Source organism: Limnohabitans parvus II-B4 (assembly GCF_003063455.1).
Classification (GTDB): Bacteria; Pseudomonadota; Gammaproteobacteria; order Burkholderiales; family Burkholderiaceae_C; genus Limnohabitans_A; species Limnohabitans_A parvus.
The window spans coordinates 871,526-885,020 of the sequence record NZ_NESN01000001.1; the positions used below are offsets into that span (position 1 = coordinate 871,526).

General features: G+C 59.8%; 14 protein-coding genes and 1 tRNA gene. 1 reads left to right on the forward strand and 14 read right to left on the reverse strand.

Going from position 1 to position 13,495, the window contains the following annotated elements; translation table 11 throughout:
• Positions 1-2 precede the first annotated feature (2 nt).
• The 7 genes from greB to B9Z37_RS04100 form a co-directional block, all read right to left on the reverse strand.
• Positions 3-557, reverse strand: a complete 555-nt coding sequence (gene greB / locus B9Z37_RS04070) for a transcription elongation factor GreB (RefSeq protein ID WP_108311717.1) — start codon at positions 555-557, stop codon at positions 3-5.
• Between the two features lie 107 nt (positions 558-664).
• Positions 665-741, reverse strand: a tRNA-Arg gene (locus B9Z37_RS04075).
• A gap of 54 nt (positions 742-795) precedes the next feature.
• Positions 796-2,313, reverse strand: a complete 1,518-nt coding sequence (locus B9Z37_RS04080; RefSeq protein ID WP_240606609.1) for an ABC transporter substrate-binding protein — start codon at positions 2,311-2,313, stop codon at positions 796-798.
• Positions 2,310-3,149 carry an ATP-binding cassette domain-containing protein gene (locus B9Z37_RS04085; protein WP_108311900.1) on the reverse strand — a complete coding sequence of 280 codons (840 nt, stop codon included), beginning with the start codon at positions 3,147-3,149 and terminating at the stop codon, positions 2,310-2,312. Before B9Z37_RS04085 ends, B9Z37_RS04080 begins: the two co-directional genes overlap by 4 nt.
• Positions 3,149-4,153 (reverse strand): ABC transporter ATP-binding protein, encoded by a 1,005-nt coding sequence (locus tag B9Z37_RS04090; RefSeq protein ID WP_108311718.1) that lies wholly within the window; start codon positions 4,151-4,153, stop codon positions 3,149-3,151. Before B9Z37_RS04090 ends, B9Z37_RS04085 begins: the two co-directional genes overlap by 1 nt.
• A gap of 6 nt (positions 4,154-4,159) precedes the next feature.
• Positions 4,160-5,005 carry an ABC transporter permease gene (locus tag B9Z37_RS04095; RefSeq protein WP_108311719.1) on the reverse strand — a complete coding sequence of 282 codons (846 nt, stop codon included), beginning with the start codon at positions 5,003-5,005 and terminating at the stop codon, positions 4,160-4,162.
• Positions 4,995-5,960 carry an ABC transporter permease gene (locus B9Z37_RS04100; RefSeq protein WP_108311720.1) on the reverse strand — a complete coding sequence of 322 codons (966 nt, stop codon included), beginning with the start codon at positions 5,958-5,960 and terminating at the stop codon, positions 4,995-4,997. The genes B9Z37_RS04095 and B9Z37_RS04100 overlap by 11 nt, the downstream gene beginning before the upstream one ends.
• Positions 5,961-6,015: 55 nt before the next feature.
• Here B9Z37_RS04100 and B9Z37_RS04105 point away from each other — a divergent pair, with 55 nt between their 5' ends.
• Positions 6,016-7,023, forward strand: a complete 1,008-nt coding sequence (locus B9Z37_RS04105) for a P1 family peptidase (protein WP_167394315.1) — start codon at positions 6,016-6,018, stop codon at positions 7,021-7,023.
• Between the two features lie 408 nt (positions 7,024-7,431).
• On the opposite strand, the gene B9Z37_RS04110 is transcribed toward B9Z37_RS04105, so the two are convergent.
• From B9Z37_RS04110 to B9Z37_RS04140, 7 genes are all read right to left on the reverse strand, one after another.
• A complete protein-coding gene (locus B9Z37_RS04110; RefSeq protein WP_108311722.1) occupies positions 7,432-8,322 on the reverse strand; it encodes a plasmid partitioning protein RepB C-terminal domain-containing protein in 891 nt (296 codons plus the stop codon).
• A complete protein-coding gene (locus B9Z37_RS04115; RefSeq protein WP_108311901.1) occupies positions 8,319-9,245 on the reverse strand; it encodes a ParB/RepB/Spo0J family partition protein in 927 nt (308 codons plus the stop codon). The genes B9Z37_RS04110 and B9Z37_RS04115 overlap by 4 nt, the downstream gene beginning before the upstream one ends.
• Before the next feature lie 73 nt (positions 9,246-9,318).
• Positions 9,319-10,866: a recombinase family protein gene (locus tag B9Z37_RS04120; RefSeq protein WP_240606610.1), complete on the reverse strand. Its 1,548-nt coding sequence runs from the start codon at positions 10,864-10,866 to the stop codon at positions 9,319-9,321.
• 103 nt (positions 10,867-10,969) lie between these two features.
• Complete coding sequence (gene rfaH, locus B9Z37_RS14555) at positions 10,970-11,881, reverse strand: transcription/translation regulatory transformer protein RfaH (RefSeq protein WP_205872538.1); 912 nt, start codon at positions 11,879-11,881, stop codon at positions 10,970-10,972.
• 104 nt (positions 11,882-11,985) lie between these two features.
• Positions 11,986-12,573: a hypothetical protein gene (locus B9Z37_RS04130; RefSeq protein ID WP_146179701.1), complete on the reverse strand. Its 588-nt coding sequence runs from the start codon at positions 12,571-12,573 to the stop codon at positions 11,986-11,988.
• On the reverse strand, positions 12,570-13,052 hold the full coding sequence (locus B9Z37_RS04135) for a glycoside hydrolase family 73 protein (RefSeq protein ID WP_108311724.1): 483 nt from the start codon (positions 13,050-13,052) through the stop codon (positions 12,570-12,572). The genes B9Z37_RS04130 and B9Z37_RS04135 overlap by 4 nt, the downstream gene beginning before the upstream one ends.
• The gene (locus B9Z37_RS04140) at positions 13,049-13,432 is read right to left on the reverse strand and encodes a hypothetical protein (RefSeq protein WP_108311725.1); all 384 of its coding nucleotides are present in this window, start codon (positions 13,430-13,432) and stop codon (positions 13,049-13,051) included. Before B9Z37_RS04140 ends, B9Z37_RS04135 begins: the two co-directional genes overlap by 4 nt.
• Positions 13,433-13,495 lie beyond the last annotated feature (63 nt).

Sequence of the window (13,495 nt, forward strand, 5' to 3'; positions counted from 1 at the left end):
CCTTAACTGGGCGCGGGATAACTGACCTGCACCACCTCAATGTCCAACACCCCTACCGGTGTGACCAGTTTGAGTTCGTCGCCTTCGCGTGACTTGAGCAGCGTGCGCGCGATCGGCGACACCCAACTGACCTGCCCTTGCAAGCTGTCGGCTTCGTCAATGCCCAGGATGGTCACGGTACGCTCGGTGCCCTTGGCTTCGACATAGGTCACGGTTGCGCCAAAGAAAACCTGATCGCTGCCATGGTGCACAGCAGGGTCCACCACTTCGGCCAGCTCCAAACGCTTGGTTAAAAAGCGGATGCGCCGATCAATCTCACGCAAGCGTTTTTTGCCATAGATGTAATCACCGTTTTCCGAGCGGTCACCGTTGCTGGCGGCCCAATGCACGATCTCGACCACTTTGGGCCGCTCATCATCGATCAAGGTGAACAACTCAGCCCGCAATCGGGCATAGCCCGCAGGGGTCATGTAATTGCGCGCACCGGAAGGCAATGCGGGCAAACCCAAGTCTTCATCATCGTCGCCGTCAGACTCTTTGGTGAATGCTTTGCTCATGTGAAGATGCTCAAAGGAATAAGGCTTGAAGCCCGCCAAAGACCGACGTGTTTTGACGGCCAGAAATAGAAAAAGCCCACAACTTTCGTTGTGGGCTTTCTAATTTTTGGTGCGGCTGGCAGGAATCGAACCCACGACCCCTTGGTTCGTAGCCAAGTACTCTATCCAGCTGAGCTACAGCCGCATCATGCATCGAATTATAGCAAGCTTTTGGGGCCCATTTGAGCCCCTCTGCAATTTATTGCCAAGAAACGGCCGACATGTCGTTGGCAAAAACAGGCGAGCTGGACCACAGACCTTTGAGGCCTTTGCGGTAGACCGCCGTGTTGGACGCATTGAACAAAAACACGTTGACCGCATCCTTGGCGATCATGCGCTGCATGTCGCCAAACAACTGCGTGCGCTCTTTGACTGTCGTGGTGGACGAGTGTTTGGTCGCCAGATCGCGGAACGCCTTGCTGTCGTACCCCCAGTAATACTGCGGGTTGGCATAGTTCATATAGTCCAACGGCTCAACGTGGTTGATGACTGTCAGGTCAAAGTTGCCTTTAAAGGTGCCGCCCAGCCATTGGGCCCATTCGACGTTTTCAATCTTGGCAATGATGCCCACCTTGGCCAGTTGGGCCGCCAGAATCTCACCGCCCTTGCGTGCATAAGGTGGCGGAGGCAAGGTCAGGGTCACGTTCAGCGGCGTCTGCACCCCGGCTTCCTTGAGCAGGGCTTTGGCTTTTTCAGGATCGTAGGCGTAAGTGCCGCTCAACTCCACGTAACCGGTGTCGGTGGGGGCCATGTGGCTGCCAATGGGTTTGGCCAGTCCTTCGAACACACCGTCGATGAATGCTTTTTTATCGACCGCATGCGACAAGGCACGGCGCACGCGCACATCGTCAAACGGTTTTTTACGGTTGTTGATGGTCATGATGCCCTTGCCGGCCGTGCTGCCCAGCTCAACCACAAAACGCTTGTCGGCCTGGAACTGCTTGAGGCTTTGCGGCGATTGAAAGCGCGGCATGCCATCGATATCACCCGCCAGCAAAGCGGCCACTTGCGCTGCCGAGTCGTTGATGAAGCGGAAAGTGACCTTCTTCACCTTGATGGCATTGGCATCGCGAAAACCATCCCACTTGGACAAAGTCACCGCAGTACCTTTGGCCCAGCTGTCGAGTTTGTAGGGGCCAGTGCCCACGGGCTTGGTGGCCGCGTTGGCGGCGCTGTCGGGGTGCAAGATCACGGCGGTGTTCTCGCCCATGCGGAACAGGAAGTTGCCATCCGGGTTGGTCAGCACCAGCACCACGGTGTGCGCATCGGGCGTAGAGATGTGACTGATGTTATTGAAGACCGCACCCTTGGCCTTGTTGGTGCTCTTGGCATCTTTGGCACGCTCGAAGCTGAATTTCACCGCGGCGGCGTTGAAGTCACTGCCATCTTGAAACTTCACGCCCTTGCGCAGCTTGAAGGTGTAGGCCTTGCCATCGGCGTCCATTTTCCAGCTCTCGGCCAGCAAGGGGCTGATGCTGCCATCGACGTTGATCTTGGTAAGACCTTCAAGGATGTTGTAGTGCACCACTTCGCCAATGGCGGCGGCAGGGGCCATGGTCGGGTCAAGACTCGTGGGCTCCAGGATCATGCCCAACGTCACAGTGTCCTTGCGCGATTGGGCCTGCGCCTGCAAAGGCACCCAAGCCAGGCTGGCCGCCAGCAAAGCCACCGAATACAAGCCCGCAGTGCGGCGGGTCATGGGGAATTGAACTTTCATGTCTTCTCCTGCTCCAAAAATGCGTCCCGTGTGCCGGGTACGGCTGAAATGAGCATCCGGGTGTACGGATGCTCAGCATGCTGAAAAATGTGTGCTGCGGGGCCTTGCTCAACCACCTGGCCCGATTGCAAAACCAGCACATCGTCGCACATGAGGTTGACCACGGCAAGGTCGTGGCTGACCAGCAAATAACTCAAGCCATACCGGTCTTGCAGGTCCATCATCAAATTGAGTACCTGCGCCTGAACAGACACGTCCAAAGCGCTCACCGGTTCATCGGCCACGATCAGGGCCGGACGGGTGATCAAGGCCCGGGCGATGGCGATGCGCTGGCGTTGCCCACCTGAAAATTCATGCGGGTATTTGTCCAGATCGGCCGTTCTGAGTCCGACCTCGCTCAAGGCCTCCGCTGCGCGCTCGCGCAGCGCCGACCGACCGTCCGAGGGTTTGGCCAAAGTCTGAATCGGTTCGGTGACGATGCTCAACACTTTTTGCCGAGGGTCCAGCGAGCCATACGGGTCCTGAAAGACCATCTGAAACCCACTGCGCAAATGCCGCAGCTGCGACGTGCCGGCCTTGTGCACATCCACGCCGTTGAACAACACCTGTCCCTCTGTGGGTTGGTCCAGCGCCATCACCAGACGGGCCAGCGTCGATTTGCCAGAACCCGACTCCCCCACAATGCCCAAGCTCTTACCGGCCTTCAGGCTGAGGCTCACGTCGGACAAGGCCTGCAAACTGCTTGCAGGACCCCACATGGCAGAACGCGGCATGACAAAACGCCGGCCCAATTGCCGGACTTCCAGAAGCGTTGGCTTGATCGGTGATGGCGTCATCAAGACAGCCTCCAGCGCGGGCAACTCACCGCATGGGGTTCACCCGAGAGGCCTTGCAATCCAACACTTTCGACTTGAGGCGGGGTGTGGCGGCATTCGTCTGCGGCCAAAGTGCAGCGGTCGGCAAACGCACAGCCAGCGGGCAGATCCATCAACTCGGGCACGCTGCCGGAGATCGTGGTCAAACGTGTGCCACGTGCCAAACCCAGTCGGGGCCGCGCCGCAAACAGCCCCCGCGTGTAAGGGTGGGCACGGTGCGCGAACAACTCGGGCGTGGCCGCGCTTTCGACCACCGAACCGCCATACATCACCATCACGCGGTCCACCTGGTCTTGCATCAGACCCAGGTCGTGGCTGATCAGCAGCAGGCCCATGCCGTCTTCGTTGACCAGCTGCTTGATCAAGGCCAGCACCTCTTTTTGCACCGTGACATCGAGCGCCGTGGTGGGCTCATCGGCAATCAACAAATCGGGGCTGCAGGCCAACGCGATCGAGATCATGACGCGTTGGCGCTGACCGCCCGACAGCTGGTGCGGGTAAGCGTCCAGCCGCTCGCGCGCCCGTGGCAACTGCACCCGGTCCAGCAACTCGAGTGCACGCGCTTTGGCCTCGGCAACACCCATGTGCTGGTGCAAGCGCAAAGGTTCTGCAATTTGCTTCCAGATCGGATGCAGCGGGTTGAGCGCGGTCATCGGTTCCTGAAAAATCATGGCCATCCGGGCTCCGCGCAACTGGCACAGCTGGGGCTCGGGCATGCCCACCAGCTCCTGGCCGTGCAACAGAATCGATCCGCTGACCTGTGCCCGTTCGGGCAACAAGCCCATCAAGGCCAAAGCAGTGAGCGATTTGCCGCAACCGCTTTCACCAATCAAACCGACCGTCTGGCCGCGTTCCATGCGCAAAGACACACCGCGCAGGGCCTGCGCCCAACCACGGGCCGTGGGCAAAGTGACCCGCAAATCGGACACTTGCAGCAAGGGGGTCGGGTTGGACATGTCAGCCATGCGGGTTCACCGTTGCCGCGCCAGACGCGGGTCCAGCACATCACGCAAGCCGTCACCCAGCAGGTTCAGCCCCAGCACCGCCAGTGCAATCGCAGCGCCCGGGTACACCGCCAGCATGGGGGCCTGGAACATTTGGGATTGCGCCTCATTGAGCATGCGCCCCCAACTGGGCTGCGGCGGTTGCGTGCCCAGCCCCAGATAAGACAAAGCCGCCTCGGCCAAGATCGCAATGGCGAACTGAATCGTCGCCTGCACGATCAACACGCTGGCGATGTTGGGCAGCACATGCGCCACTGTGATGCTCACCGGGCCTTTGCCCGCAGCCCGCGCAGCGGCCGTGAAGTCGCGTGACCACACGGCATTGGCAGCACCCCGCGAAATGCGGGCAAACACCGGAATATTGAAAATGCCAATGGCCGCAATGCTGACCACCAAACCCGGCCCATAAATGGCGGTCAGCATGATGGCCGACAACAAAGCCGGAAAAGCAAAGGTGAAGTCCGACGCCCGCATGATGACTTCTTCGACCCAACCCCGCCGTGCCGATGCCAGCAAGCCCAAAGGCACGCCCACGCCCAGGCCAATGCCCACAGCAATGAAGCCCACCAATAAAGAGTTTTGACTGCCCACCAACAGCAAAGACCCGATGTCGCGCCCCAAGCTGTCCGTGCCCATCCAGTGCGCTGCGCTGGGGGAAGCCAGTTTGTTGGGGATGTCAATGTCGGCGACGGGGTAAGGTGACCAGAACAGGGAAAGAACAGCGCAGAGCACCAGCAGCAGCACCATGGCTCCGCCAGCCACAAAACTGGGGTGCCGCAGTGCGCGGCGCAAAGCGTGGTTTTTATCCTGCATGACCGACCTTCAAACGCGGATCAATCAAGGCGTACAAGACGTCAATCAAGAAGTTGATCAGGATCACCAAGGCCGCCAGCAACATGACCACATCGCGCACCACAATCAAATCGCGGTTGGCAATGGCCTGGAAAATCAGACGCCCGATGCCCGGCAACACAAACACGTTCTCAATCACGATGGCGCTGGTGATCAGGTTGCCAAACTGCAGGCCCATCACCGTGAGCACCGGGATCATGGCGTTGCGCAACACATGCCGCCACAACACCTGACGGCGCGACAAGCCTTTGGCCCTTGCGGTCCGCACAAAATCCTCACGCAAAGTGTCGAGCACGGCAGAGCGGGTCACCCGCGTCAAAATGGCCGTTTGCACCGCGGCGAGTGCCATGGCGGGCAGCAGCAAGGCCTTGATGCCCTCCCCGATGCCACCACCATCTTCTGGCGACCAACCCGGAAACCCGCCCGCGCTGACCCATTCCAGGTGCACGGCAAACAACAAAATCAGCAAGATGGCCAGCCAGAAGTTGGGCAAGGCCAACCCCAACTGGCTGAGCGTCATGACGCCCACATCGCCCGCCTTGTTTTGTTGCGACGCCGCATAAATGCCCAGCGCCAGCGCCAGCGCCACCGTCAGCCCCATGGCCATGACCGCCAGCGGCAGTGTCACTTGCATGCGCTCGGCCATCAATTGGGCTGTGGGTGTGTCGTAAGAAATGCTCATGCCCGACTGCCCATTGAGCATGCCACCCAACCATTGCAGATAACGGGCGGCGGCAGGCTGGTTCAGGCCCAGTTTATCTTCCATCGCGGCAATGGACTCGGGCGTGGCCGTCTCCCCCAAAATGACCTGTGCCGCATTGCCCGGCAGCAACTCGAGCACAGCAAACACCACGACCGATGTGGCCAACAGGGTCAGCACAAAGCTCAGCAGCCTTCTCAGGACAAACAGGGGCACACGCTATCCTTGAGTCTGTGAGCAACGATGAAGAGGGTTTTCAATGGCATCGCAAATGATTGTAAACAGCGAACAAGGCTCGATCGTCGATGTGCCGGGTTTGCAAGTCGGTCACTTCACGCTCAGCCAACGCCTAACCGGTTGCTCGGTGGTGCTGGCACCCGACGGCGCAGTCGGTGCAGTGGATGTGCGGGGGGCCGCCCCCGGCACCCGCGAGACCGATTTGCTGGACCCCGCCAACCTGGTGGACAAGGTGCATGCCGTGCTGCTCAGTGGCGGCAGCGCCTTCGGTCTGGATGCAGCAAGCGGCGTGGTGCGCTGGCTGGATGAACATGGCATCGGATTCGAGACCGGTTACGGCCGGGTGCCCATCGTGCCTGCGGCCGTGTTGTTTGACCTGCCCGTGGTCAGGCCAGGCGAAGACCCCAAAGCCCGTCCCGGGCCCGATGCCGGTTATGCCGCCTGCGAAGCGGCCAGCCGCAAAACGCCCGATGCGGGCAACGTGGGTGCGGGCGCTGGTGCCTGTGTGGGCAAACTGTTTGGCCTGGATCGTTGCATGAAAGGCGGCATCGGCAACGCCAGCGTGCGCGTGGGCCCTTGGGTGGTGGGCGCCTTGGTCGCGTGCAACGCCGTCGGGGATGTCATCGATCCGGCCACCGGACAAGTGCTGGCGGGGGCCCGCACGGCCGACGGCCTGAGCCTGCTGGACACCCAACGCGCGTTGTTGAAGGGTGAACGCGGCCATCGCCCCCTGCCCGGCACCAACACCACCATTGGCGTGGTCGCCACCAACGCCACGCTGACCAAAGCGCAAGCCAAACGCCTGGCCATGAGCGCACACGATGGTTTGGCCCGCAGCATCCGCCCCGCACACACCACGCTGGACGGCGACACCTTGTTTGCCATGGCCACAGGCACCGAAAGCAGTCAGGCCGATCTGATGCTGCTCACAGCCATGGCAGCAGAAGCCACGGCGCTGGCGACAGTGGATGCGATCCGGCATGCGCAAAGCATTCAGAGCGTCACCGGGCCTGTGCCAGCAGCAAACCATCTGGCGGCATAACCCCAAAAACAACAAAGCCCACCCGGTTAGAAGTGGGCTAAGTCCTTGATTTAAATGGTAGGGCGTCACGGACTTGAACCGTGGGCCAAAGGATTATGAGAAGCGATAAGAAATAAAAGTTATTTTAAATCAATAACTTACAATGCTTTTTCTTTGGTGTGCAGCAAAGTGTGTAGTCATTTGAAATATTTTCGGCTAAAAATGTCTTCTAAAAAGTTACCTCTGCGGCGAAAACATAGAAAAAAGTGAATTCGTTCTAATCAAAAGCTTTACTCCTTCAACCTGAAGATACGCACTGCATTCTTGTAGGCTAATTTTTCCATAACCTCAGGTGAAAAATAGGGAAGTAAATTAGTTCTCAATTCAGTAATCAGTTCAGAGTAACCCCTATCAGCACCACAACAAGGATCAGTCCCAAGCATAGCCCTTGGCCACCACCAGGTTGAGCAGGTCGGAGCCATAGTTCTGCTCGGCGTCTTTGTACTGGGTCTGTACTTGGCTCATTTCCTTTTCGAGCTTGACGATCTGCTCGATGGGGGATGTTTTGTCGCGCTCGGCGGGTTTGAGGTCGGCCCGTTGCTCGGGCGGTGTGGCTTTGAGCAAAGCTTCGGCGTGGGCCACAGTAATGGTGTTGCTGGCCACCATCAGCTCCACCGCCTCCACCTGGCGGGCGGCCTTCATGTTGCGCAGGATGCGGGTGACGTCTGGGGTGAATTGCTTGTCTTGCAGCAAGTCGATGGCTTCGGGGCAAATGCCTTCGAGCAGGTTGATGCGGCGGTTGATGGAGCTCAGGTTGACGTTAAAAGCCCGGGCCAAGCGCTCGCGGCTCACGCCCCGGTCGATGGCGCGACGCAGCATGTAGTGCTCTTGCACCGTAGACAAGCGGTTGATCCGGTGGTTGTATGAAAAAGTTTCGTCGTCTTTGGCCATAAGGCAGGGTGCGGTTTCCATGCCCAGCTCTTTGAGGGCGAGCACCCGCAAGTGGCCATCCAGCAGAAGGAATTCTGACTTTTTGGGGTCGGGCTGGATGACGGAGAGGGGTTCAATGAGGCCGATTTCGTGGATGGACGAAACCACCTGCTTGTATTTGCGGGTGCTCATGGTGCCGTCCATGATCTTTTTGCTGGGCAGCAAATGGTCAAGAGGCACCTGGTAGGTCTCCAAGTCAAAGCCCAGCAGGGTGTTGAGGGGCTGCATGGGCAGGTCAGGCCCGCCTTCCCCCTCGGCCAAGCTGGTGGGCTGGTAAATGCCAGGGTACATCTCGGCAATTTTGGGTTGGGCGTTGCTGCTGGGGTTCATGCGGGTGCTCCTTCAAAGTGGTTGATGCGTTCGGCCAAGTACTTGGGCAGGGTGTCCAGCCCCTCGGCGCGCAGCAGGGTGACGAAGTTTTCGTCGGCGAAGAGTTTTTTGAGGCCCTGCACCACCAGCAGCAGGCGCTGGTGGGCGTGCTCGGCCTTGAGGACCATCTTGCGTTGGCGCTCCACCTCTTTTTGGTAGGTGCGCACCAGGCTGTAGCTCGACGTTGGCGGTTTGATCTGCGCCGCATTGGGTGACGATGGGCCCAACTCTTGGCGCTTTTCAATCAGGCGCTTGGCCTCGATGATCTGGCGGCCTTTGAGCTGGCCGTTTTCATAGGCTTCTTGCAGAAGATCGCCCAGGTTGGATTCGCCACCTTCACCGCTGGCGTTTTGCGGGTCGTTGGCGCTGGCGCGGGCAATTTCAAGGGCGGTGGTCAGCGGGATAGAGCCGCGCTGCACACCTTCGATCAGGCGCTCTTCGCCCTGCTCGAGCAAAAAGACAATGTCGCGCACGTATTTGGGCGACAGGCCTGTCTTTTGGATGATCACATCCGCCGTGTAGCCCCGCTCACGCAACAGCTCAATGTCGGCCAGGATCTCCAGAGGGCGGTAACCCCGGCGGGCGATGTTTTCGGCCAAGCTCATGATGAAGGCGTCTTCATCGCTCACGTCCACCACCAAGGCGGGGATGTGGGTTTCGCCCAGGATGCGGAAGGCGTTCAGGCGCCCTTCCCCGCAAACCAGCAGGTATTTAGGCTGACCGTCGTCACCAGCCCGCTCAGCCACGGTGATGGGCTTTTTGAGGCCAATGAGCTGGATGCTCTCGACGATCTCCTCAAAGACCTTCATGTTGCGGTCGCGGGAGTTAAGCACCTCGATGCGCGCAATGGGCACCATGCTCACGTTTTCTGGGGTGTCGGTCATCATGTGGGCCTCCGTGGCGTTTGGGTTGAGGTGGTGTGCATGGGGTGGGTCCTTTCAAGTTTGATGAGGGGGTTTAAAACTTGCGCTGCAAGCGTTCGCGCTCTGACATGCCGTAAAAGAAGTTAAGGTCGTCAAACCGGAAACACTCGAAGTTGGCGCTGTTGCGGTTGCAAACCCGGATCTCCTGCTCGGGCAGGTCCAGACGGGGTAGCAGGTAGTAGTCGAGCTCGTTCGCGTTTTGCGGGTCAAGCCGCACTGCGACCGTGATGTCTGGGTTGAAGCGTTCGGTGTCAAACCGGATGCGCCAGCGATGCTGTCCGTTGGGCAATGTCTGGCAGCGGGCCAGCACCAGGCTGATGACCAGCTCGTCATTGAGGGTGAGCAAGTCCGTCTTGCCATCGCGGCGCACACTGCCGCCAAGCTCGGCGATGGTCTCTTCGGTGCGGCGCACGATCTCGGGATGGAGCTGCCGCAAGCGCCGGTTGATTTCGATGAAGCCTTGGTCGCGAGAGGTATGAAACCCCACCAACTCATACGCCCGGGTGAGGCTGCCAAAGCGGTGGGCATAGGTGATGGCGCATGGCAAGCCCGGGGCCTGGTCGATGATGAGGCCGGACAACGTGCCGCAATCGGCATAAAGCTGCTTGAGGTGAGCCAGCAACTCGTCATCGCTGTAACGGCGGGTGCGCTCAGCCAGCACCTCTTGAGCTTTGAGGAAGGTGTCCAGCGGCACGATGCCTTCAAACGCACCCTCCTTGCGGATCCACATGGCTGGCGGGTTGTTGACATGCAGCTTTTTGAGCTTGAAGGAATGGCGGTTGTAGACGTTGTTGCCGATGTACTTTTCGTTGGTGAGCACCTGGCGCACCGTGCTGTAGCTCCAAGGTCGGCCGTAATCGGTGCGGATGCCTTGGTCATTGAGCCGCTTTGCAATTTCGGCCAGGGGCCAGTCGTCTTGGATGAACCAGGCAAACATCTGCAAGACGGTGGCCACCTCGTGGTCGGGGCCGGGCATGAGGATGACGCGGTCGGTCTGCAGGCTTTTGTGCTCGCCGTTCTTGAGCTCGCTTTTGATGGTGCCGGTCTGGTCAATCAACACCCGGCGCAGGCCGTACCCTGCAGGGCCCCCTTGACGAAACCCCATCTCGATGAGCCGGCACTGGCCGGCAAAAACCTTGGCTGACAGCTCCCGGCTGTATTCCCCGGCCATGGCGCGCTTCACGCCCTTGACGATGGTCGACACCGGCGAGCCGTCGTTTTCAAACTGCTCGGCCACGTAGGCGACCGCGATGCCTTTGCGCTTGCAGATGTATTCGTAATAGGCTGACTCGTCCGCATCTTGAAACCGCCCCCAGCGGCTGACGTCGTAGACCAGGATCAGATTGAAGTCGGTGTTGCCGGCTTCGACATCGGCAATGAGCTTTTGCAGCGAGGCGCGGCCATCGATGGACAGCCCGCTCTTGCCCTCGTCGGCATAGGTGCGCACGATCGCGATGCCGCGACGATCGGCATATTCCTGGATCTTGTCGGCCTGGTTATGCGTGGAGTACTGCTGATGCTCGGTGGACATGCGCACGTACTGCGCGGCTCTGAATGATTTGGGTGGATCTTCTAGGGTCATGTGGACTTGTGGACTGCTTGGTTCTGTTCGTTCAAACCATGTTGGCTTCGAAGCGGCAGAGCTATCAAGTCATTTCTAGACCTGTTTGCAGACTTTTTTGCGATCAGCCACATTTACGCAACTGGCCTGGCTCGATGCGCATGGGCACCGGCTTGTTGAGCATGGACAGCAAGATCATGGAGCGCCGCTCGGCGTCGGTGGTTTGGTAAATCGCCTCGATGCCAGCGAAGGGGCCATCGGTGATGATGACCTTGTCGCCTGCGGCAAAGAGGGCCTGGGGATTGGACTGCTGCAGTTGCTCGCGCTCGTGCAACGCGTTGACGAGCTCGGCGTCGACCTTGGGCGGGTGACCGCCAAATTTGACCAACTCGCGCACGCCCAGCGTAGAGCGAATGGGCGACCAGCTTTGGCCTTGGCCGCTGGTGTCCAGCTGCACAAACACGTAGCTGGGAAACATGGGCTCGGCCACCACCGCCGGCTTGCCCCGGCGGACCTTCTCTACATACAACATGGGCATGTAGCAACGGAAGTTCTGTCGCTGCAGGTTGGTGATCGCAGTGTCTTCCTGTCTGCCCTTGGTGTGGACCAGGTACCAGGCGTGATTGGGTTGCAGGCTGAGGTCTTGAGGTGGACTGACCAACGATGGCATCTGCGGCTTGGGCTCGGCCATGGGCATCGGCGCCTTCACCTTGGGCGCGGGCTTGAGGTCTTCGCGCACCGCTGGCTTGAAGACTGTGGGATCAGATTCAACGCCCTGGGTGTTGACCGCCACGTCAAGCGAGCGGGCAATGGCACGGATGAGCGGCAATGGCCGCTCGTGCTGCAGCACTTGCCTGAGGAGGTTTCGTACTTCGCGCTGCTCGAAGGCCTCCAGGTCTTCGAGTCGGTAGTGAACGGCAAGCCCTTGCTGGAAGATGGGCAGGCCATCGTCTTGCCAGCGCAACTTTTGCAGGCTGCCGGGGGTGAGGCCCAGGCGCTCAGCGGCCTCTTGCGTGGTGAGCAGCCTGGGGGTCATACATCGCTTGTTGTAAGTGTCATACCAGCATGAACGCTCTGGTGGGCACACAAGTCAAGCGGATGGGAGCGCTGTTTTAAAGGGGTGTGACTGTTGCGCCCGTTCTATGGCTTTTCTGCGGCTTTGGCCTGCTCGGCGTACCAGCGCTGGAATGACAAGACCATGAGCGTGGCCTGGGCCGCATCACTGGCCAATTGTTCGCAGCTCACGGGGATCTGAGCGATGGCGGGATCAGGTACAGCGTGGGCGGCGGCTGCATCAACACCGGTGGCAGGCTGGGCATGGGCGGGCACGGGGCCGAGACTGCTGGAGCTGGTTGAGTCGCGCAGGCGGTCATCGCCAGTGCGCAGGTTATCAGGCACAGACTGCGAATTGGGCGAATCAGGCGTAACAACCACTGGAACGAGAGAAGCCTTTGGGGGTTGCCACAAGCGCTGAAGTTGGGTTTTGCGGGTGTCATGGTCTGTGGTGATGCGCTGGTTGATCTGTTCTTGCCGAGTTTGGACCTGGGCCACCTGTAGGGATTGCTGCAAGGTGGCGCTTTGTTGCTGCAATCGCTCTGTTTCCCAAGCCCGTTGAACGCCCTGCTGTCCCTGCCGGTAGCCAGCCCAAAACAGGCCCGCAGCCAGCAGGCTTGAGACGATCCATCGCAGGGGCAAGGCGCCAAGCCAAGGTAATAGCCACGCACTCATGTGGCCTCCGGTGATAGGTTCAGCGGTGGGTCGAGCGCTTCGAGCTGGTATTTGTCGATCATGGCGATCAACTTGTCGGCATAGCGCGGGTCGGTGGCATAGCCCGCCTTGGCCACGGCTTGGGCAAAGGCTTTGCCTGTGGTGCAGGCGAAACAGGCGGCGTACCGTTTGTTGCGGCGCAAAAACTGCCCATGGTCCACCAAACAGGTCTGCCAATCGGGGTAGGCGCGCCAGTCGGCCGGGATAACCACCCACATCTGGTTGAGAAACTCTCGGGTGTTGAGGGTGACGCGCTGGCCCGTCCAGCTGCGGTCAGCCTTGATGCCAAAGAGGTTCTTGGCCCGTTTGGCCAGGCCCGACTCGCCCCAGCCGGACTCCAGAGCGGCCTGAGCCACCACGAAGCTGGCGGGGATTCCAGTCTGCAAGCGACTGGCTTGTGCAGCAGGGCCAATGAGTGCGATGAAGTCTTGCGGTTTCACAGCATCTCCTTCACGTCCTTGGCCACTTCATCGATGGAGGCGTCGCGGCGCTGACCAATGAAGTTGAACACCCAGCGCACCAAGGCCCAGCCGGGCAAGCCACAGGCGAACATGAGCCCGCCCAGGGCACACAGACCCACCGTAGAAAACGCCCAATGATGCAAATGGAAATGCTCCACCGTGATGGCGCCACCACCGATGCTGGAGACCACGGTGCTGATGAGCCCCACGGCCCACTCGCGTTTGTCACGGGGCGGCGTCATCAGCATGACGACCACGGCAGCCAAAGTGGCCCCACTGGCCACCGCCGCAGCGGTACCCCCAAAGGCCTTGTAGGCGACGGCCGCCCCTGCCACGCCAGAGCTTGTCGGTTCAGGCATACGTTTCTCCAAAGTAAAAAACCCGCGCTGACCGAAGCCAGGCGGGTGGAAGTTGGGTTGAAT

What these genes read in the sequence shown, in the direction of transcription:
- greB (WP_108311717.1), bottom strand. Translation starts at nt 557, where the DNA reads ATGAGCAAAGCATTCACCAAAGAGTCTGACGGCGACGATGATGAAGAC.
- B9Z37_RS04080 (WP_240606609.1), bottom strand. Translation starts at nt 2,313, where the DNA reads ATGAAAGTTCAATTCCCCATGACCCGCCGCACTGCGGGCTTGTATTCG.
- B9Z37_RS04085 (WP_108311900.1), bottom strand. Translation starts at nt 3,149, where the DNA reads ATGACGCCATCACCGATCAAGCCAACGCTTCTGGAAGTCCGGCAATTG.
- B9Z37_RS04090 (WP_108311718.1), bottom strand. Translation starts at nt 4,153, where the DNA reads ATGGCTGACATGTCCAACCCGACCCCCTTGCTGCAAGTGTCCGATTTG.
- B9Z37_RS04095 (WP_108311719.1), bottom strand. Translation starts at nt 5,005, where the DNA reads ATGCAGGATAAAAACCACGCTTTGCGCCGCGCACTGCGGCACCCCAGT.
- B9Z37_RS04105 (WP_167394315.1), top strand. Translation starts at nt 6,016, where the DNA reads ATGATTGTAAACAGCGAACAAGGCTCGATCGTCGATGTGCCGGGTTTG.
- B9Z37_RS04110 (WP_108311722.1), bottom strand. Translation starts at nt 8,322, where the DNA reads ATGAACCCCAGCAGCAACGCCCAACCCAAAATTGCCGAGATGTACCCT.
- B9Z37_RS04115 (WP_108311901.1), bottom strand. Translation starts at nt 9,245, where the DNA reads ATGACCGACACCCCAGAAAACGTGAGCATGGTGCCCATTGCGCGCATC.
- B9Z37_RS04120 (WP_240606610.1), bottom strand. Translation starts at nt 10,866, where the DNA reads ATGACCCTAGAAGATCCACCCAAATCATTCAGAGCCGCGCAGTACGTG.
- rfaH (WP_205872538.1), bottom strand. Translation starts at nt 11,881, where the DNA reads ATGACCCCCAGGCTGCTCACCACGCAAGAGGCCGCTGAGCGCCTGGGC.
- B9Z37_RS04130 (WP_146179701.1), bottom strand. Translation starts at nt 12,573, where the DNA reads ATGAGTGCGTGGCTATTACCTTGGCTTGGCGCCTTGCCCCTGCGATGG.
- B9Z37_RS04140 (WP_108311725.1), bottom strand. Translation starts at nt 13,432, where the DNA reads ATGCCTGAACCGACAAGCTCTGGCGTGGCAGGGGCGGCCGTCGCCTAC.